The sequence below is a fragment of the Nocardia sp. XZ_19_385 genome (assembly GCF_015355755.1).
Classification (GTDB): domain Bacteria; phylum Actinomycetota; class Actinomycetes; order Mycobacteriales; family Mycobacteriaceae; genus Nocardia.
This window is the reverse complement of the sequence record NZ_JACVEE010000001.1, coordinates 1,243,749-1,263,509: the sequence shown is the minus strand read 5'-3', so window position 1 is coordinate 1,263,509 and position 19,761 is coordinate 1,243,749. Positions and strand designations below refer to the sequence as shown.

Here is a 19,761-nt window from a genome sequence, read left to right as displayed (position 1 = left end):
CCTTACTTGGCGCTGTGCGCCCGCGCGCCCAGCGACTGGGTGAACTTCCAAGCGTCAGCGACGATTTCGTCGAGATCGTTGTGCTCCGGACGCCAACCGAGGTCGGCGACGGCACGCTCGCTGGAGGCGATGAGCACCGCCGGGTCTCCGGCTCGGCGGGGTGCGTCCACGGCCGCGATCGGCAGCCCGGTGACGCGTTCGCAGGCCGAGATCACCTCGCGCACCGAGAAACCGGTGCCGCTGCCCAGGTTGTAGATGCGGTGCGAGCCGGGCTCGGCGGAGCCCAGTGCCAGCAGGTGCGCCTGGGCGAGATCGCGGATGTGGATGTAATCGCGGACCGCGGAGCCGTCGTGGGTGGGCCAGTCGGTGCCGAACACCGCGATGGACTCCCGATGGCCGAGCGCGACCTGCAACACCAGCGGAATCAGATGGGTTTCCACCACGCGGTTCTCGCCGAGCCCGCCGTAGGCGCCGGCGACATTGAAATAGCGCAGGCTGGTCGCGGCCAGCCCGTGCGCGATGGCGTAGGAGGTGATGGCGTGATCGATGGCCAGCTTGGAGGCGCCGTAGGGATTCGTCGGCTTGGCCGGCGCGTCCTCGGTGATCGGCACCTGCTCGGGCTCGCCGTACACCGCGGCCGTGGAGGAGAACACCAACCGGCGGGTGCCGGTCTCGCGCATCGCCTCCAGCAGCTGCAGCGTCTTCACGACGTTGCCGTGCCAGTACTTCTCCGGCTTCTGCACCGACTCGCCGACCAGCGACTGCGCCGCGAAATGCAGGACACCGTCGAAGGATTCGGCCCGCAGCAGCTGCGCGCCGGCCTCGGCGATGTCACCCTCGACGAACCGGGCCTCCGACGGCACGCCATCGGCGTTGCCGGTGCTCAGATCGTCGACGATGACAACGTCATGGCCTGCTTCGAGCAGCACCTGCGCGCAGACGCCACCCACGTATCCGGCTCCGCCGGTTACCAGAAGTTTCACCGGTCAGACCAGCTTCACCTGGACGGCATGGGCCATCTCGTCGGACAACTCGAACCCGGCATGCCCGGGCACCGTGATGACCACCGAGCCCGGCTTGGTCTCGACCGTGACGCGCGCGTCCGGCACCACACCGGCCTCGCGGAGCTGGCTGATGACCTCCGGATCGGTCTGGATGTGCTCGGCGAGCCGGCGCACCACCACCGCATGGCCTTGGCCGTGCGGCAGATCCGACAGGCGCACCAGCGTCTCCTCCGCAGCCGGGGGAGCGGTGATGCCCAGTTCGTCGAGGCCCGGGATCGGGTTGCCGTAGGGCGAGGTGGTCGGGTGGTTGAGCACCTCGACCAGGCGCCGCTCCACCTCCTCGCTCATCACGTGCTCCCAGCGACAGGCCTCGGCGTGCACGTTCTGCCAGTCCAGGCCGATGATGTCGACGAGCAGCCGCTCGGCCAGGCGATGCTTGCGCATCACCGCGATGGCCATGCCGCGGCCCTTATCGGTCAGTTCGAGATGGCGGTCACCGGCGACCAGCAGCAAACCGTCGCGCTCCATCCGCGCGACAGTCTGGCTCACCGTCGGACCACTCTGCTCGAGGCGCTCGGCGATGCGGGCGCGCAGGGGCACCACGCCCTCCTCCTCGAGGTCGTAAATGGTACGGAGGTACATCTCCGTGGTGTCGACAAGATCCTTCACCTGTTACCCCTTCGTCGGCACGAATTCTACCCACGCGCGGCAGCCGCACCGTGGCCGCGTCACCTGGTGTGGCGCGCCCACGATGCGATGCCGGACTTGTGGGAATCGACTTCGGCGCACGGCGTCTGGCCGTGTTCGCACTTGCTCTCTTTCTACTGCATAGGAACGTCGCGCGGGCGGCACAGCTTCCCAAGTACCGTGGCAAATATGGCCACACCCGTCACTCGGGCATCGGGAACCGTTGTCTGGACCGAGAAGTTCCTGGACTACGCCTGGACGCCGGAGCACCCCATGAAACCGGCGCGCCTGAAGTTCACCATGGCATTGGCCGAAAGTCTGGGATTGCTCGAAGGTGTCGAGCCGGTGCGACCGACGCCCGCCGCCCCCGGGGATCTGCTGCGCGTGCACACCGCGGCGTATATCGAGGCGGTGGAACATGCGGTGCAACCGCCGGGCGCGCCGCTCGCGCCGCCGCACGGGCTCGGCTCGCCGGACAATCCGGTCTTTCCGCGGATGCACCAGGCGGCGTCGGTGATCGTGGGCGGCACGCTGGCCGCGGCCCAGGCGATCGCCGAGGGCCGGACCAGGCGCGCGGTCAGCATCGGCGGCGGCATGCACCACGCGATGCCCGACGCGGCCTCGGGCTTCTGTATCTACAACGATGCCGCGATAGCCATTTCGTGGTTGCTCGACCACGGATTCGACCGCATCGCCTACCTGGATGTGGATGTGCACCACGGCGACGGCGTGCAGCGCGCCTTCTACGGCGACCCGCGCGTGCTCACCTTCTCCATCCACCAGCATCCGGCGACACTGTGGCCGAACACCGGGTGGCCGGAGGAGAGCGGGATGGGCGCCGCCGAGGGCACCGCGCTCAATCTCGCGATGCTGCCCGGCACCCGGGATGCCCAGTGGCTGCGTGGGTTCCACGCGGTGGCGCCCGGTGCGCTCGCCGCATTCCGCCCGCAGATCGTGGTCAGCCAGTGCGGCGTCGACACCCATCGCGAGGATCCACTGGCGGATCTGGAACTCACCGTCGACGGCCAGCGGGCGGCGTTCCTGGCCATGCGGGAACTGGCCGACCGCTACGCCGAAGGCCGGTGGCTTGCGGTCGGCGGCGGCGGATACGGCCTGGTCCGGGTGGTGCCACGGTCCTGGACGCATCTGCTGGCCGCCGCACTGGACCGGGAGATCGCCCCGGAAACCGCGATTCCGCAGGACTGGATAGCGAAGGTCCGCGCCGAAGCGCCCGCCGCCGAACCGCCGAGCACCATGGGCGATGGGGGCGATGTCACATACTCGCCGTGGGACGGACCGGGTGGCACGGGGGAGACTGGAGACGCGCACCTGGACCGCGCCCAGCGTGCCGTCGATACGGCCGTATTGGCCACGCGCCGGGCGACTTTCGGGTTGCTCGGCCTGGATCCGGAGGACCCCCGTGACTGATCCGACGCCCCTTCCGGCTGAAACATTCAAAGACACATCCGACACACCGGCGGAACCGCCGCCGCCACCGCAGCACTGGATGGCCGACGTGCTCGCCGCCGACGGTGGCGTGGTGCGGCTGCGTCCCGTCACACCCGACGACGCGGAGCGGATGCAGGAGTTCCACGCCGCGCTGTCCGACCGCACCCGATACCTGCGCTACTTCGGGCCCTACCCGCGCATTTCGCCCAAGGACCTGTACCGCACCACCCACCTCGATTACCACGACCGGGTCGGGCTGGTCGTCGAGCTGGGCGAGGCGATCATCGGGGTGGGGCGCTACGAACTGCTCGATCGGTCCGGTCCGCGCGCGGCGGAGGTCGCGTTCGTGGTCGCGGACGAGCATCAGGGCCGTGGGCTCGGCTCGATCCTGCTGGAACACCTGGCCGGGGCCGCCGCCGAGAACAAGATCGAGACCTTCGTCGCCGAGGTGCTCGCCGAGAACTCGGCGATGGTCACGGTGTTCCGTGATGCGGGCTATCAGGTCGAGCGCAGTCGCGACGGGTCGGTGCTGCACCTGGAATTCGCCATCGATCCCACCGAAGCGCTTGTCTCGGTGCGTGATTCCCGGGAACGCGCCTCGGAGGCGCGCAGCGTCGGCAATCTGCTCGCGCCGCGCTCGGTGGCCGTCATCGGGGCCACGGTCGGCGCCCGGGTCGGCGGGGTGGCGCTGGCGAATCTGCTGTCCGGTGGCTTCCAGGGCCCGGTGTTCCCGGTGAATCCGAACCGGCAGTCGGTGCGCGGTGTGCGGGCCTACCCGACGGTGCGCGACATTCCGGACGAGGTCGATCTGGCGGTGGTCGCGGTGCCCGCCACGGCGATCGATTCGGTGCTCGACGACTGTATGGCCAAGGGCGTCAAGGGTTTGGTGGTGCTGACCGCCGGATTCGCTGAGACCGGCGCCGACGGTGTCGCCGCGGAACGGGCGCTGGTCGCGGCCGCGCGCGGGCACGGCATGCGGGTGGTCGGACCGAGCGCGCTCGGCATCGCCAATACCGATGCCGCGGTGTCGATGAACGCCACCCTGGCCTCGGTGCTGCCCGGGCGTGGGCGGATCGGATTCTTCTGTCAATCCGGGCCTTTGGGCGCGGCGATTCTCGGTGAGGCGGCGGGACGCAACCTGGGCCTGTCCACCTTCGTATCGGCCGGTAATCGTGCCGACGTGTCCGGCAACGACCTGCTGCAGTACTGGGATACCGATCCCGCCACCGAGGTGATCCTGCTGTATTTGGAGAGTTTCGGTAATCCGCGCAAGTTCTCCCGGATCGCGCGGCGGGTGGCGCGCACCAAACCGATTGTCGCGGTGAGCAGTGGCCGGTTGGCCGCGCGGACGCAGCCGAGCGGCGATATGGATCGCTCGATCGTGCGGGATCTGTTCGCGCAGGCGGGCATCGTTCAGGTCGACTCGATTTCGGAGCTGTTCGACTGCGCCGCTCTGCTCGGTTATCAGCCGCTGCCCGCCGGTCGGCGGGTCGCGGTGATCGGCAACAGCGCCGCCCTGAACTGGCTGGCTGTCGACGCGGCCCACGGCGAGGGCCTGGAAGTGCGCCGGCCCGCGGCGATTCCGGTCCCGGGCGTGCGGCAGCCGCGCCCGACCGAGCGTGCGGTGGACGACCTTCCGGTCGGCGAGCCGGTGGATCTGGGCCCGGAATCAACACCCGGCGCCTACCTGGACGCCGTCGTCGCAGCCTTGCGCTCGGACGAAATCGACTCGGTCATCGTGATTTTCGCCCCGCCGGTGCCGCTGCCGATGGCCGGCTTCGCCGATGCCATCCGCGAAGCCGCGCTGGCGGTTCCCGACTCCGGCAAGCCCATCCTCACCACATTCATTGCCGAACAAGGGATTCCGAACCTGCTGGCGATGCGGGGCGCCGGCGGCACAGCGGCCCGCGGCTCGATCCCGTCCTATCCGGACCCCGAACGTGCCGCGCGGGCCCTGGCCCGGGTGCAGCGGTACGCGCACTGGCGCACCACACCGGTATCGACGGTGGTGCGCCCCGAGGGCATCGACACCGAACGCGCGCGCCGGCTGATCGCCGACTGGTCGAGCGCCGGTGACGGCCGCTGGCTGAGCGACCTGGAAGCAGTGGAACTGCTGGACTGCTACGGCATTCGCGTCGTCGAATTCCGGGAGGTCCGCACCGCCGACGAAGCCGTCGCCGCCGCCGAAGAACTCGGCTACCCGGTCGCGGCCAAGGCGACCGGCGAAATGTGGCGCCGCCGCCCCGACCTCAGCGGCGTCCGCTTGGACCTGTGGCGACCGGAGGCCGTCCGCCAGGCCTACACCCACCTGGTCGATCTGTGCGGCGACCCAGCCGTGCATATCCAGAAGATGGCCACCCCCGGCGTCGGCTGCGTCCTGCGCGTCCAGGACGACCCGTCTTTCGGCTCGGTCATCGAATTCGGGCTTTCCGGCATGATCATCGAACTCCTCGGCGATCGCGCCTACCGCGCCCTCCCACTGACCGCCGCCGAGGCCACCGCCCTCATCGACGCCCCCCGCGCCGCCCCGCTCCTGTCCGGTACCCCCGCCAGCCCCCGAGTCGACAAGGCCGCCCTCGCCGAACTGGCCCAACGCGTCTCGGCCATGTTCGACGACCACCCAGAAATCCGCGAACTCACCTGCGACCCGGTCCTGGCCTCACCCACCTCCGCCGCCATCCTCTACGCCCGAGCCCGAATCGGCCCCGAGCCGAGCCGCTTCGACATCGGCCCCCGCCGATTGGCCTGACGCGCAACACAAGCCGACACCAAGCAGCTGCCAAGCGCCGATACCTACCGTCCGGGTATGAAAGCCACACTTGTCACCGCTGTACCCGTGCTCCTTCTCCTTGTTGCCGGATGCACCTACACCCCGACGATCGAGGAAGCCGACCTGGAGAAGTCGGTACAGCAAACCTTGTCCGAGAAGGTCGGCCGGAAACCGGACTCCGTCGACTGCCCGGGCGACTTGAAAGGCAACGTAGGCACCACGATGCGGTGCACCTTGACCACGGAAGGAACTCAGCTCGGCCTGACCGTGAAGGTCACCGCCGTGATCGACCAGAAGGTCGAATACGAGGTCGAGGTAGACCAGGCCTGATAAAAACAGGCCGACCGGTTCGCGCGAACCCGGAGGGGACAGGACGCGCGGGCACCGGTCGGCGCTTCGAGGTACCCCGCTGCGGGGTACCCGAGTTGGTGCTGCCGGGGCAGCTGGGGGTGGGTCAGCTGGCGTAGGCGCGCAGGCGATCGGCCCGCTCGCCCTTGCGCAGCTTGGACATGACTTCGCGTTCGATCTGACGCACACGCTCGCGGGACAGACCGAACAGCTTGCCGATCTGGTCCAGGGTGCGCGGCTGGCCGTCGTCCAGGCCGAAGCGCAGGCGGATAACCTGTTGTTCGCGTTCGTCGAGGGTGGCGAGCACGCTGCGCACGTCGTGGTGCAGCAGGCCGGCGATCACCGCGGATTCGGCCGAGGTGGCCTCGGAATCCTCGATGAAATCGCCCAGCGGAGCCTCTTCGTCGTTGCCGACCGGCATATCCAGGCTCACCGGGTCGCGGGAGTGGTCGAGCAGATCGGAGATCTTCTCGACCGCGATGCCGGACTCGTTGGCGAGCTCTTCGTCGGTGGCCTCGCGACCCAGCTGCTGGTGCAGTTCACGCTTGATCCGAGCCAGCTTGTTGACCTGCTCCACCAGATGGACTGGTAGGCGGATCGTGCGGCTCTGATCGGCCATGCCACGGGTGATGGCCTGACGGATCCACCAGGTGGCGTAGGTGGAGAACTTGAATCCCTTGGCGTAGTCGAACTTCTCCATCGCGCGGATGAGTCCGAGGTTGCCTTCCTGGATCAGATCCAGTAGCGGCATGCCGCGGCCGGTGTAGCGCTTGGCGAGCGAGACCACGAGGCGCAGGTTGGCTTCGAGCAGATGCGAGCGGGCGCCTTGGCCTTCGCGCACGATGATGGCCAGATCGCGCTTACGGGTGGCCGACAGACGTTTGCCGGTCTCCAGTAAATGCTGCGCATAGAGGCCCGCCTCGATGCGCTTGGCCAGCTCGACCTCGTCAGCGGCCGTGAGCAGGGCCGTCCGGCCGATACCGTTGAGGTACACGCGTACCAAGTCGGCGGCGGGGCTCTGGGCGTCGAGGTCGGAATCGCTGGGGCGCACACGAGTGGTGGCGGGGCTGGTCATGACTTGCCTCCTGTCGGTGGTGTCTCATCCCGAACAACGGACCCGACATAGAGAAAGTTCCCGTTTCAGCCTTTGGTAAACCGTTCTGAGCTGCGGTTTTACCGACTTGCGACTGAGAAGTTCCTGAGAAGGATCCGCGTTCGGAACACCCGTCTTCTGATCCCGCCGCCGACGCCTGCCCGTGGCCGAATGGCTATACGGGCCGCACCAATCCGTGACGCATCAGGCCGGCCACCACAGAAAGCGCGTCGCCCGCGAACTCCGGTGACACTTCATCGCAGCCGTGGGCCAGCGCCAGCAGTTCGATCAGTTCGTACAACGGCAAACCGTCGGCACGCATTCCCGCGACCAGGGAGATCGTCGACTCGTCCACCTCGTGCTGCCAGCGCGGACCGTCGCCGCGATGCAGGCGCGCCACCCGCTGATTCCAGCCTTCTTCGCCGGGCAGGTAGACCCGCTCCAGCGCGGTCGCGGGGTCGACGATGAACCGGGCATTCCAGGCCAGGTCGTTGTCCGCCGCGGCGGCGCGCAGCCAGGCCGAGCGCTCGAAGTACTTGGTGGCCTCGTCGCCCAGCGGGTCCTCGAAACCGTGGGTGAGGTCCTCGGCGAGCAGTTCGGTGGGTCCGTCGATGGCGCGCAGGTAGACGAATCCGAAGCCGATGCCTGCCACGTCGGCGGACTGGAACGCGTCGAGCCACTGCTCGGCGCGGGCCTGTGCGGCGCGATCGCGGGGATCCAATCCGGCGTCGCGCAACCAGGTTCCGACGTAAAGGGCGGGATCGGCGACGTCACGCTGGACCACCCAGGCGTCGACGCCGTGGGCGGGCAGCCAGGACGAGACGCGCTGCCGCCAGTCGCCGTCGTCGGTGTGGACCCACGCGGCGAGCATGGCGGCGGTGCCACCGGGAGCGAGCAGATCGGAAGCCTGTGAGATCACCAGTTCGCTCGCACCGTCCAGGGCGAGCCCGGAGTCGCGGTAGGTGTGTTCGACGCGCGCGGGCCCGACCACGAACGGCGGGTTCGCGACGACCTGATCGAAGCGCCGCCCCGCGACCGGCTCGAACCAGGAGCCTTCGAGCAGTTCGATATCGAGGCCGTTCAACGCTGCCGTGGCCGCCGCCAGCCACAGGGCGCGTGAGTTCACATCGGTCGCGGTGACGGTCTGCGCGTAGGACGCCGCGTGCACGGCCTGGACGCCACAGCCGGTGCCGAGATCGAGCACGGTGCCGACCGGCCGGGTGGGAGTGGCGCGCAACAGCGACAGGGACGCGTGGCCGACACCCAGCACGTGCTCCTCGCTCAACGTGCGCCGCTGCATCGAATCGTCGAGATCCGACAGAATCCACCGGGTGCCCGCGCCCGCGTCCAGCGGCCGCAGGTCCAGCGCCGCGCGAATCTCGCCGCCGTCGCGTGCCAGCAGTCCGGCGGCGATCGCCTGATCGATCCGCACCGGCGCCAGCGCGGCCGCGACTTCCCGTTCGGGCATCGCGTCACCGAGCAGCAACAGCCGGACCAATGTCCCCAGCTCGCCCAGCTCCCGCGCGGCCCGCCGGACCGGCACCGGCTCCGAACGCCCCAGCGCCGCATGCGCATCCACGCCCAGCGCCTCGATCAGGGTGTCGGCGTCATAGCGCACCCTGGTCAGGGCCGCCCGCAGATCAGGGCACAGCGCGGTCAGCAGCGATTCGGTCGTCGTCGGGTTCGTAGGCACGCGGATACTCTGCCACCGCGATCTCGCAGCACCACCACCCGCTCCACGTGTCCCCGACCCCGACTGCCATCCCGAGCGTGGCGATCATCGCCTCAGCATTGGCAGAGATCTTTGGCTGCGCCCATGAGGGCAATGGGGGACGGCAAGTAGCAACGTGCTCAGGGCGAAAGATCCGCGGCTAAGGCGACAAGCAATTCTCCCGTGGCGCCCAGCCGGGGATATCAGCCTGGGGTCTAGGTTGTGGTGCCGTTGGGGTCGCGTGAGGTGACGCAGTAGTAGGCGCCGCCGGGGTCGTTCATCACGATCCAGTGGGGCTGCCGTTCGACGACGGTCGCGCCGAGGGATTCGTGCCAACCGGCGGTGGCCTCGATGTCGGAGCAGGCCAGGTCGATGTGGGCGGTGGTGGGGCGGTCCTCGCCGAGGCGCTGGAGTAGGAATTGGACGGGGAAGGGCACTTTGGGGCGCAGGCGGGAGAATTCGGGGAGGGTGGCCTCGGTGTGATCCCAGCCGGTGAGAGTGGTCCAGAAACGGGATTCGCTGCTGTAGTCGGAGGCCCCGATGTCGAGGCAGACCTGGTCGAGGCGCGACAAGGTGCCGTCGGGGGCGGTGACGGCGGGAGCCGGGTGGCTCTTGGCGGGGCCGGCGGGGGTGAAGCAGAACAGCTGGCCGCCGGGGGAGCGCAGGACGGCGTAGCCGGGGTGGTTGGCGACGAGTTCGGCGCCCAGGTCGAGGGTGAAGCGCACCGCGGACGGGATGTCCTCGACGTCGAAGTCGAGGTGCACGCCGCCGAGGCCGGTGACCGCCTGCATCTTGATGCCGGCGGCGGCGAACAGCGCGGGATCCGGGAGCAGGGTGAGGAATTCGCCGTCTTCGCCGCGACGTTCGGACGGCTCGGTGCCGGTGATGGTGGACCAGAAGGTCACACACTCGTCGAAACGCGCCGCGGGACGGTCGAGGAACGCCCAGACCCACCTGATCATGTTGTCTCCTGAGTACTGCGGGAAGCGGGCCCGCATCCCGGCGCGGCGCTCGGGGCGGAGGGTCCGTCCCCGGCTGCGCTTATCGGTTTCCCGGCACACAGTAAGGGGCGCCGGTAAGGCTGTCGAGCATATTCGGGACGGATTGTGGTGGTAGCGAATTCGCTGCAAGAGTGGCGTCAGTGCACAGAAGCGGTTGTGCGAGAGCCGGATTCGGCGGGGCGGGCGCGGAAGGTGCGGCGGTAGGCCATCGGCGCCACGCCGAGTTCGCCACGCATGTGATGACGCAGTGCGTGTGCGGTGCCGAGACCGGCGGCGTGGGCGACCGCGTCGACCGGCAGGTCCGTGGTTTCCAGGAGGTGGCGGGCGTGCCGCAGGCGCTGCTGCAGAATCCAGGTCCCCGGGGCGAGACCGGTTTCGGCTTTGAAGCGACGGGTGAAGGTGCGCACGCTCATTCGCGCGTGCGCGGCCAGTGTCGCCAAGTCCAGTTCGGCATCGAGGTTGCCCAGCGCCCAGGCGCGGGTCGGAGCGGTGCCCTCGGATCCGGGGTCGGGGACCTGGCGGTCGATGAACTGGGACTGGCCGCCCTCGCGCCACGGTGGGACGACGCAGTAGCGGGCGGCCCGGTTGGCGATCTCGCTGCCGTGGTCGGTCCGCAGGATGTGCAGGCAGAGATCGATGCCCGACGCGAGTCCGGCGGCGGTGCAGAGTTTTTCGTCGTCGGCGATGAACAGCTGGTTGTCGTCGAGATCGACCCGGGGGTACAGGGCGCGGAAGTTCTCGGCGAAGTGCCAGTGGGTGGTGGCGCGGCGGCCGTCGAGGTATCCGGCGGCGGCGAGCACGAAGGCGCCGGTGCAGATGGAGATGATTCTGGTGCCCGGGCGGATCGTCGCGAGCGCGGCGGCGAGGTCGGCGGGCAGGGTGCCGTCGAAGCGCGGGCCGGGGATCTGGGTGCCGGGGATGATCACGGTGTCGGCGACGGCGAGCAGTTCCGGGCCGTGCTCCGGAGTAATGGTGAAGCCACCGGTCGAGGGCACCCGGTCGGTGGACAATCCGCAGACCCGCACGTCGTAAAGCTTTGTGCCGTCCGCGGTTTTCGCCGCGCCCAGCACCATCGTCGGAATGCACATGTCGAACCCGACGACCGGTTCGAGTGCGAGGACGGCGACCAGATGCGGCGCGGTCATGAGCTACCTCCGAGCAGTGGCTAGATATTTACGTATTGTGGCATTCAGGCCACTCGTTCGGAACCCGCATTTCCCGCACGCTGTTCCGGTGACCGAATTACGTACCGACTCCGACTCGCGAGACCCCCTGGGTCCCACCCAGATTCCGCCGCGCCGCGGCCTGCACCCGGCATGGCTCGTCGCCGGCGTGACGTTCTTCACGCTGATCGGCGCGGCCGCCTTCCGGTCGGTGCCGAGCGTGCTGATGACCCCGCTGCACGAGGAGTTCGGCTGGTCACACGGCACGATCGGCACCGCCGTCTCGCTGAATCTGCTGCTGTTCGGCCTGATTTCACCGTTCGCGGCCGCACTGATGGATCGGCTCGGCATCCGCAAGGTCGTCGCGTCCGCCCTGGTACTGGTCGCGGCGGGCAGCGGGCTGACCGTGTTCATGACCCAGGCCTGGCAGCTGGTGGCCACCTGGGGCCTGATGGTCGGCGTCGGTACCGGCTCGATGTCGATGGCGCTGGTGGCCACGGTGACCGGCCGCTGGTTCGTGCGCCAGCGCGGCCTGGTCACCGGCGTGCTGACCGCGGCAGGCGCGACCGGGCAGCTGATCTTCCTGCCGTTGGTCGCCGCCATCGCCCATGATCACGGCTGGCGACTGCCCTCGCTGATCGTGGCCGGGACGGCGCTGGCCGTGGTGCCGCTGGTGCTGCTGTTCATCCGGGATTACCCGAGCGATGCCGGTGTCACCGCCTACGGTGCGGAGCCGGGCAGCAAGGTCGGCGTGCGGACTCCGCCGCTGGGTGGGGCGTTCCGGGCGCTGACGGTGCTGGGGCAGGTCGCGCGCACGCCCGGATTCTGGCTGCTGGCAGGCGGTTTCGCGATCTGCGGCATGTCGACGAACGGGCTGGTCGGCACGCATTTCGTCAGCGCCGCACACGATCACGGCATGCCGCAGACGATGGCCGCGGGCCTGCTCGCGCTCATCGGCATCTTCGACGTCGCGGGCACCATCTTCTCCGGCTGGCTCACCGACCGGGTCGACCCGCGCTACCTGCTGCTGGGCTACTACTCGCTGCGCGGGCTGTCCCTGCTGATCCTGCCGTCGCTGTTCGCGCCCGACACCGAGCCCAGCATGTGGGTGTTCATCATCTTCTACGGTCTGGACTGGATCGCCACGGTCCCGCCGACGGTGATGCTGTGCCGGGAACTGTTCGGCGACGACGGCCCGATCGCCTTCGGCTGGGTCTTCGCCTCGCACCAGGTCGGCGCCGCGATCGCGGCCACCGGCGCGGGTGTCATCCGGGACCTGCAGGGCACCTACGACCTGGCCTGGTACATCGCGGGCGGCCTGTGCGGTATCGCGGCCCTCATGTCGTTCGTCATCCGCCGGCCGAAAGTGGCTGTCGCCGTTTAGCCTTCGATCGACCGGTGCGGCCTGGATTCCAGGGCTGTCTGCTTACGACCGTCCCAGCGGCTGGGTTCGTCCTTGCTGCGCGGGGGGCGGTCGTTGGCGATCAGTACCGCGATCCAGGGCAGCGGGATGGAGACGCCGATGATGAGCAGCGAGATGACCCAGTTCTCCCAGAGGCTGTAGGCGACCGCGGCCAGCACCAGGCAGGGGATGCGGGCGGCCATGATGATCGTGTACCGGCGGACCCGGGCGCGGTGCTGGTCTTCCAGCGAGGGCGCGGCCTCGGTGATCAGGACCGGATGTTTCTCGTCGTTGCCGGGGAAGAAGCCCCGTGACGCTTTGGGCTCGGGCTTGGAGACGTCTGGGCGAGCACCGCTACCGATGTCGTCGGCGTCATGGGTGTCGCCGTACTGCTGCATACCTCGAGTCTTCCACAATCGGCGGGCGCGCTCGGCCGGCCCCGACCGAATGCGGCATCATGGAAGCGTGAGTACCGACACCTTGGTTCGTCCGGATACGACGACCGACGAGACGACGGCCGACGACACTCCGAAGTTCTTCCACTACGTGAAGAAGAACAAGATCGCGGAGAGCGCCGTCATGGGCAACCACGTGGTCGCGCTGTGCGGCGAGGTCTTCCCGGTGACGCGCTCGGCCAAGCCCGGTTCGCCGGTGTGCCCCGCGTGCGAGGAGATCTACAAGGGCCTGCGCAAGGGCGACTGAGCCCCGCATATCTCGGCCCTGAGCACGGCCCCGCCCCGACCGGCGCGGTCGTGCTCAGTGCTGTGCGGGGGTCCTCAGGGCGTGCTCCACCGTGGTGCCGGCTTCTCGGCCATCCCGGGGCTCGCCGTCGGGGTTCTCCTCGGCGATCTCCGATTCCGAGTCCTCCGCCTCGTCGTCTCCGCGCACCTGGTTGGCGAGCCACTCCTTCATCTGTTCGAGCCGGGTCGCCCGCGCGGGCCAGAATTCCTGCACCGTCGCGTTGAATTCGGCGCCGAGGATCACCGCGAATCCGAGGAAATACGTGAACAGCAGGAACGCGATGGGCGTCGCGAGCGCGCCGTACGTCACTCCCGTCGCGTTGATCCAGGACAGATAGCGGCGCAGGACTTCGCTGGCGGTCATGAAGAACACGCCCGCCACCACCGCGCCCCAGAACAGCCGATGCCACGGCAGCGTCCGATGCAGGGCGAGCTTGTAGAGCGTGGCCAGCGCAATGACCAGCAGCAGCCCGACGCCGGGATAATAGAACCCGTCGAGCAGTCGGATGCCGGTCTCGGCCCAGGCGTCGGGCAGCACCCGCCCGGCCAGTCGCGGACCCAGCGCCACCAGCGGCAGGAGGAACACCGACGCCACCAGGAACCCCACGTACAGCAGTAGCGCGAAGATGCGCTGCCACACCGGATGCCGTGCGGCCTGCTGGCCGTGCGCTTCGACGATCGCGTCGACGAAGGTCGCCATCGCCGAGGACCCGGCCCACAGCGACAGCACGAAACCGAAGGAGACCAACGCGCCACGCCCTTGCCCGAGCACATCGTTGACGGTCGGTTCGATCAGGTCGGTGACCACGTCCGGGTCGAAGAATTCCCGGCTGAAGGCGAGGATCTTGGCTTTCACGACGGCGACGGTGTCGGGGCCGAACAGGCCACCGACGTAACCGAGACTGCCGAGCACGCCGAGCAGTAGCGGCGCCATCGACAGCGTCTGCCAGAACGCGGCGGCCGCGGACTTGGCGAAAATCGAGTTGTCCCAGGCCTTGTCGGCCACTCGTTTGATGACCCGCCAGCTTCGGCGTCTGGAGCGAATCAGGGCGCGAGTCAGCCGTGCCGTCCGGGGTGGGCGCGCGCCACCGCCTCCGCTGTGAATCGGCGGTAATTCGCTTTCGGCGGCGCGGGCGTCATCCATGGTGCCTACAGCATCGCGTATGAGCCGCCGCAGCATTGCCTTGTGGTAGAACGCGACTGCGACCCGCAGGGGCAGACACGCCGTGCCGACCGGCGGAACCAGGATGTTGTGGCAGGTAAACATGTGATGCCTATCGCCCCCGCCGCGTCGGTTTGGCAACACGCCGAGTCGGCCCGCTAGGGTCTTCTGCGTGACTGGGTCGGGTGGCGCTGCGGCGAGAACTGAAGCTTCGCCGGGCGATTCGGGAGCATCAGGTAGAGGTGGCGCACCGCTACGCGCCTGGCAGCGGCGGGCGCTGACGAAATATCTCGCGACCAAGCCGCGGGACTTCCTGGCCGTCGCGACCCCCGGCGCCGGTAAGACCACCTTCGCGCTGCGCGTGGCCGCCGAACTACTGGCCGACCGCACCGTCGATCAGGTGACAGTGGTCGCGCCGACCGAGCACCTCAAGCACCAGTGGGCGGAGTCCGCGGCCCGGGTCGGGATCCAGCTGGACTCGCGCTTCTCCAACGCCACCGGCGGCACCTCCGGCGATTATCACGGCGTCGTCGTCACCTACGCGCAGGTCGCCTCGCATCCCACGCGGCACCGGGTGCGCACCGAAAACCGGCGCACCCTGGTGATTCTCGACGAGATCCACCACGCGGGCGATGCCAAGACCTGGGGCGACGCGACCGCCGAAGCTTTCGGCGACGCGACCCGGCGGCTGGCGCTGACCGGTACGCCGTTCCGCTCCGACGACAGCCAGATCCCGTTCGTCACCTACGAACCCGGCGACGGCGGGCTGCCGCAGTCGCGCGCCGACCACACCTACGGCTACTCCGAAGCCCTCGCCGACGGCGTCGTCCGGCCGGTGGTGTTCCTGGCCTACTCCGGCGAGGCGCACTGGCGCGACAGCGCGGGCGAGGAGTACACCGCCCGCCTCGGTGAACCGCTGAGCGCCGAGCACACCGCGCGCGCCTGGCGCACCGCGCTCGACCCGGCCGGCGACTGGATCTCCGCGGTGCTGCGCGCCGCCGACACCCGCCTGCGCCAGCTCCGCGGCACCGGCATGCCGGACGCGGGCGGCCTGGTCATCGCCACCGACCAGGAACGCGCCCGCGATTACGCCGAACTGCTGGAACACATTTCGGGGGAGCGGCCCGCGGTGGTGCTCTCCGACGATCCGTCCTCCTCGGATCGCATCAGCGAGTTCGCCAACAGCACCCAGCCGTGGATGGTCGCGGTGCGCATGGTGTCCGAAGGCGTCGACGTCCCGCGTCTGGCGGTCGGTGTCTACGCGACGAGTGCCTCGACGCCGCTGTACTTCGCGCAGGCCATCGGACGTTTCGTGCGTGCCCGCAAGGCCGGTGAGACGGCGAGTGTGTTCCTGCCCTCGGTGCCGGTGCTGCTGGACCTGGCCGCGCAGCTGGAAGTGCAGCGCGACCACATCATCGGCAAACCGCACCGCGAGAAGAACGCACTCGACGACGAGCTACTCGTCGACGCGAACAAGCAGAAGGACGAACCCGGCGAAGAGGAACGGGCTTTCGTCGCCCTCGCCGCCGACGCCGAACTCGATCAGCTGATCTACGACGGCAACTCCTTCGGCACCGCCACCATCGCCGGCAGCGCCGAGGAAGCCGACTACCTCGGCATCCCCGGCCTGCTGGACGCCGATCAGATGCGGGCGCTGCTGCGCGAACGCCAGTCCAAGCAGGTTTCCGATCGCAGTGCGGCGGCCGCGGCAGAACCGTCCGCGCACGTCGCGACCGCCACCGAACGCGTCGCGACCGCCGACAAACTGGGCGAGTTACGTCGTGAACTGAACAGCCTCGTCGCGATGCATAACCACCGCACCGGCAAACCGCACGGCGTCATCCACGGCGAACTCCGCCGCGAATGTGGCGGCCCCCCCACCGCGCTCGCGACCGCCGACCAGCTCGCCGAGCGCATCGCCGCCCTGCGCCGCCGGTAGTTCGGCCCGCCGAGCGCACACCGCGTTGCGCCGCCGGTAGTTCGGCCCGCCGAGCGCACATCGTGTTGCGCCGCCGGTAGTTCGGCCCACCGAGCGCACATCGCGTTGCGCCGCTGCTGAGTCGGCTCGCCGAGCGCACATCGCGCCGCGCCGTCGCTGAGTCGGCTCGTCTGAGCGCATCAGGCCTCGCCGCCGCTAGCTCAGCTCGCTGCTGTTGCCCTGTGGGTGTGCTGGGCGACGAGTTCGGCCAGGTGCTTGCCGGTGCGTTCCAGCGGGGCGGCGGACCGTGCCGCGAGCGACAGCACTACCGCGCCCTCGACGGCGGCGATGATGGTCGTCGCCAGGGAGCGGGCGGTGTCGGGGGCGACCTGCTCGGCGCGGAGCCGTTCGGCGAGGATCTCCTCCCATTCCGCGAAGGTCCGCTGGGCCGCGTCGGCGGCGGCCGGGGCTTCGGAGCGGCCGAGTGCGGCGGCCACGATGGGGCAGCCCGCGGTGAAGTCGCTGGCGAGCATGGCTTCTCGCCACATGGCGGGGTAGGCCGCGATGCAGGTCGCCACGTCGGCGCCGGCGGTGAAGGTGCGCATGAGGGCGCTGGATGCTTCGCCCGCGACCCGGGTGGCCTCCGCGACGAGCTCGGCTTTGCCGCCGGGGAAGCTCAGGTAGACCGAGCGGCGGGAGACGCCGCTTTCGTCGAGCAATTGCGCGATTCCCGTGCCCGCGATGCCGTAGCGGCGCATGAGGTCGATCGTGCTGGCCACCAGTTTGTCCCTGGCTCCCACAGCGCACCCCTTTCCCGCGTCGGCTGGTGCGGATCAGTCTACGGGTTGTTGTATACCGATCGGTGTACTACCGTCACAGTACACCGATCGGTTTACCTGAAACCGACGCTTCGACGAACGGGGCCCAGCGATGCCGACCCTGCCCGATCAACTGCCGCTTGCCTGCGGCCAGGTGCTTCCCAACCGGATCATGAAGTCCGCCCTGAGCGAGGGGCTGGGCAACGCCGAACTCGCGCCCGACGAGCGCCTGGAACGGCTCTATCGGCGCTGGAGCGCTGGTGGCTTCGGGCTCGTTGTCACCGGCAATGTGATGGTGGACAGTCGTCATCTGGGTGAGCCGGGCAACGTCGCCGTCGAGGACGAGCGTCATCTCGAAGCCCTCACCCGCTGGGCGAAGGCGGGTAAAGAAGGCGGTACACCGGTCTGGGTGCAGCTCAATCACCCTGGCCGCCAGGCCAATCCGATCGTGACCCGGCATCGCCCCGTCGCACCCTCGGCCATTGCGCTGACCATCCCCGGTCTGCCCGCCCCGCGCGCGCTCGCCGAGGACGAGATCCTCGACATCATCCGGCGTTTCGGTGTCGCGGCCCGGGTGGTGGAGTCCGCCGGGTTCGACGGTGTCCAGATCCACGGCGCGCACGGGTATCTGGTTTCGCAGTTCCTGTCGCCGATCTCGAACCAGCGCACCGATGCGTGGGGTGGCGACCCGGAGCGCCGGGCGCGTTTCGTCCTGGAGGTCGTCAAATCCATTCGGGCACAGGTCAGTCCCGGATTCGCGCTCGGAATCAAGCTGAACTCCGCGGACTTCCAGCGTGGCGGCTTCACCGAGGAGGAGTCGCGGGAGGTCGTCGCGCGGTTGGCCGCCGAAGCCGTGGATCTGATCGAGATCAGCGGCGGCAGTTATGAATCGCCCGCGATGATGGGCCGTCCGCGCACGGTCGCGGCCAGCACCCGGGCGCGCGAGGCGTACTTCCTGGACTACGCCGAAACCGTGCGCCGTGTCGCCGGTTCCACCCCGCTCGCGGTGACCGGCGGTTTCCGGACCGAGGCGGGCATGTCTGAAGCGGTCGGGTCCGGCCTGTGCGACGTGGTCGGCCTCGGCCGCCCGTCCGCCGTATTCCCCACCGCCGCAGGCGATCTGCTGACCCGCCGCACCGAGGTGCTGCGCCCGCCGCACATCACCCTGGGTCTGCCGCCCCGGCTGGCCGCCAATGGCAACCTCAAGGCCTTCGACGGTGCGCTCGACCTGCAGTGGCACACCGACCAATTGCACCTGATCGGTGCAGGGGCGGACCCGGATCCGGCGCGTTCGCCGTGGCGCACCGCGGTGCAGATGGTTCGCCACCACGGCGTGGACGCCTTCCGCGCCAAGCGATCCGCCACGCCGGACACCAAGGGCAAGGCTGCCCGCAAGTTCCGCCGCGAGCGCGTACTCGGCCGGTACGTCATGAATCCCACTGTGCGCGTACTGGATCGCGTCGGCGTGCGCACAACATTCGCCACCGAGATCGAAACCATCGGCCGCAAATCGGGTCAGCCGCGCCGGGTCCCGGTGTCGGTGCTGTTCGACGACGACGGCGCGTGGATGATCTGCCAGCACGGGATGCGTTCGGGCTGGGGACTGAATATCGCCGCCAACCCGAAGGTCGCCGTCCGCCAGGGCGACCAATGGCGCACGGGGACCGCGGAATTCCTCCCGGACGACGACGTGGTGGCCCGCGCCACCACCTTCGCCCCACATCCCGCACTCGCGCCCCTGGCCCGATCGATGTTCGCGGTGCTGGAAACCTCACCGGTCACCGTCCGCGTCACCTTCACCGATAGGTAGGCGGACGCAGCGCCTGTTCCGGGCGGCGAGCGGCGGATAGGCTCCGCGGATGGTGCCTGTTTCTCATACCGCCGCCTTCGCGGTCGCCGCGTTCGTCATCATTGTGATTCCCGGGCCGAACGTGCTGTTCTCCATCGGACGGGCGCTGACGCTGGGGCGGCGGGCGGCGGTGCTGTCGGTGGCCGGCGCTGTGGCAGGTTCAGCTGTGCCGCTGGTGGCGGTGGCCGTCGGGCTGGGAGCGGTGCTGATGGCCTCGGCGGTCCTGTTCACGCTCGTGAAGATCGCCGGCGCAGGCTATCTCGTCTATCTCGGCGTCATGACGATTCGGGATCGCAAGAAGCTGGCGGCAGCGCTCGAGGCCGGCCTCCCGGGCGGCGCGGACCGGCGGGTGTTGCGGCAGAGCTTCCTGGTGGGTGCCACGAATCCGAAGACTCTGGTGTTCTTCGGTGCGGTGCTGCCGCAGTTCGCCGCGCCGGAGGCCGGGGCGCTACCGGTTCAGTTGCTCGTGCTGGGCGCCATTTTCCTTGTGATTCAGGTCTTTTCGGATGGTGCGTGGGCGTTGCTCGCCGCTACCGCGCGGGGATGGTTCGCGCGATCCGCGCGCCGACTGGAGGCAGTCGGCGGCGCGGGCGGCGCGATGATCATCGGAGTCGGGGCCAGCGTGGCGCTTTCGGGGTCTAAATGA

At 69.1% G+C, this 19,761-nt stretch carries 17 protein-coding genes; 8 read left to right on the top strand and 9 right to left on the bottom strand.

The window, feature by feature from the left end; genetic code table 11:
- Positions 1–2: 2 nt before the first annotated feature.
- Both galE and IBX22_RS05805 read right to left on the bottom strand, forming a co-directional pair.
- Positions 3–983, bottom strand: coding sequence for a UDP-glucose 4-epimerase GalE (galE, locus tag IBX22_RS05810; RefSeq protein WP_194814326.1), 981 nt, complete (start codon positions 981–983; stop codon positions 3–5).
- Positions 984–986: 3 nt separating this feature from the next.
- Positions 987–1,673 (bottom strand): metal-dependent transcriptional regulator, encoded by a 687-nt coding sequence (locus tag IBX22_RS05805; protein ID WP_194814325.1) that lies wholly within the window; start codon positions 1,671–1,673, stop codon positions 987–989.
- Positions 1,674–1,880: 207 nt separating this feature from the next.
- Here IBX22_RS05805 and IBX22_RS05800 point away from each other — a divergent pair, with 207 nt between their 5' ends.
- The 3 genes from IBX22_RS05800 to IBX22_RS05790 all read left to right on the top strand — a co-directional run bounded on the left by IBX22_RS05800 (position 1,881) and on the right by IBX22_RS05790 (position 6,240).
- Complete coding sequence (locus IBX22_RS05800; RefSeq protein WP_194814324.1) at positions 1,881–3,119, top strand: acetoin utilization protein AcuC; 1,239 nt, start codon at positions 1,881–1,883, stop codon at positions 3,117–3,119.
- A gap of 79 nt (positions 3,120–3,198) precedes the next feature.
- Entirely contained in the window at positions 3,199–5,889 is a 2,691-nt protein-coding gene (locus IBX22_RS05795; protein WP_194815603.1) for a GNAT family N-acetyltransferase, read from the top strand.
- 57 nt (positions 5,890–5,946) lie between these two features.
- A complete protein-coding gene (locus tag IBX22_RS05790) occupies positions 5,947–6,240 on the top strand; it encodes a DUF4333 domain-containing protein (RefSeq protein ID WP_194814323.1) in 294 nt (97 codons plus the stop codon).
- Positions 6,241–6,364: 124 nt separating this feature from the next.
- On the opposite strand, the gene IBX22_RS05785 is transcribed toward IBX22_RS05790, so the two are convergent.
- From IBX22_RS05785 to IBX22_RS05770, 4 genes are all read right to left on the bottom strand, one after another.
- Positions 6,365–7,333: a sigma-70 family RNA polymerase sigma factor gene (locus IBX22_RS05785; protein ID WP_194814322.1), complete on the bottom strand. Its 969-nt coding sequence runs from the start codon at positions 7,331–7,333 to the stop codon at positions 6,365–6,367.
- Positions 7,334–7,526: 193 nt separating this feature from the next.
- Positions 7,527–9,044: a methyltransferase gene (locus IBX22_RS05780; protein WP_194814321.1), complete on the bottom strand. Its 1,518-nt coding sequence runs from the start codon at positions 9,042–9,044 to the stop codon at positions 7,527–7,529.
- Positions 9,045–9,277: 233 nt separating this feature from the next.
- The gene (locus IBX22_RS05775) at positions 9,278–10,024 is read right to left on the bottom strand and encodes a VOC family protein (RefSeq protein ID WP_194814320.1); all 747 of its coding nucleotides are present in this window, start codon (positions 10,022–10,024) and stop codon (positions 9,278–9,280) included.
- 176 nt (positions 10,025–10,200) lie between these two features.
- The gene (locus IBX22_RS05770) at positions 10,201–11,208 is read right to left on the bottom strand and encodes a GlxA family transcriptional regulator (protein ID WP_194814319.1); all 1,008 of its coding nucleotides are present in this window, start codon (positions 11,206–11,208) and stop codon (positions 10,201–10,203) included.
- 88 nt (positions 11,209–11,296) lie between these two features.
- On the opposite strand from IBX22_RS05770, the gene IBX22_RS05765 reads away from it, so the two are divergent.
- The gene (locus IBX22_RS05765; RefSeq protein WP_375540203.1) at positions 11,297–12,610 is read left to right on the top strand and encodes an MFS transporter; all 1,314 of its coding nucleotides are present in this window, start codon (positions 11,297–11,299) and stop codon (positions 12,608–12,610) included.
- Here the strand turns inward: IBX22_RS05765 and IBX22_RS05760 are convergent.
- The gene (locus IBX22_RS05760) at positions 12,607–13,026 is read right to left on the bottom strand and encodes a DUF3099 domain-containing protein (RefSeq protein ID WP_194814317.1); all 420 of its coding nucleotides are present in this window, start codon (positions 13,024–13,026) and stop codon (positions 12,607–12,609) included. The genes IBX22_RS05765 and IBX22_RS05760 overlap by 4 nt on opposite strands.
- A gap of 67 nt (positions 13,027–13,093) precedes the next feature.
- Here IBX22_RS05760 and IBX22_RS05755 point away from each other — a divergent pair, with 67 nt between their 5' ends.
- A complete protein-coding gene (locus tag IBX22_RS05755) occupies positions 13,094–13,330 on the top strand; it encodes a DUF3039 domain-containing protein (protein WP_194814316.1) in 237 nt (78 codons plus the stop codon).
- A gap of 54 nt (positions 13,331–13,384) precedes the next feature.
- On the opposite strand, the gene IBX22_RS05750 is transcribed toward IBX22_RS05755, so the two are convergent.
- Positions 13,385–14,512: a YihY/virulence factor BrkB family protein gene (locus tag IBX22_RS05750; RefSeq protein WP_194814315.1), complete on the bottom strand. Its 1,128-nt coding sequence runs from the start codon at positions 14,510–14,512 to the stop codon at positions 13,385–13,387.
- Between the two features lie 295 nt (positions 14,513–14,807).
- Between IBX22_RS05750 and IBX22_RS05745 the strand changes: the two genes are divergently transcribed.
- Entirely contained in the window at positions 14,808–16,469 is a 1,662-nt protein-coding gene (locus tag IBX22_RS05745; RefSeq protein WP_228538535.1) for a DEAD/DEAH box helicase, read from the top strand.
- A 200-nt stretch (positions 16,470–16,669) separates the two neighbouring features.
- Here the strand turns inward: IBX22_RS05745 and IBX22_RS05740 are convergent, their stop codons facing one another.
- Positions 16,670–17,248: a TetR/AcrR family transcriptional regulator gene (locus IBX22_RS05740; RefSeq protein ID WP_194814313.1), complete on the bottom strand. Its 579-nt coding sequence runs from the start codon at positions 17,246–17,248 to the stop codon at positions 16,670–16,672.
- A gap of 130 nt (positions 17,249–17,378) precedes the next feature.
- Here IBX22_RS05740 and IBX22_RS05735 point away from each other — a divergent pair, with 130 nt between their 5' ends.
- Both IBX22_RS05735 and IBX22_RS05730 read left to right on the top strand, forming a co-directional pair.
- Positions 17,379–19,076 carry a nitroreductase family deazaflavin-dependent oxidoreductase gene (locus tag IBX22_RS05735; RefSeq protein ID WP_194814312.1) on the top strand — a complete coding sequence of 566 codons (1,698 nt, stop codon included), beginning with the start codon at positions 17,379–17,381 and terminating at the stop codon, positions 19,074–19,076.
- Positions 19,077–19,125: 49 nt separating this feature from the next.
- Positions 19,126–19,761, top strand: a complete 636-nt coding sequence (locus IBX22_RS05730; protein WP_194814311.1) for a LysE family translocator — start codon at positions 19,126–19,128, stop codon at positions 19,759–19,761.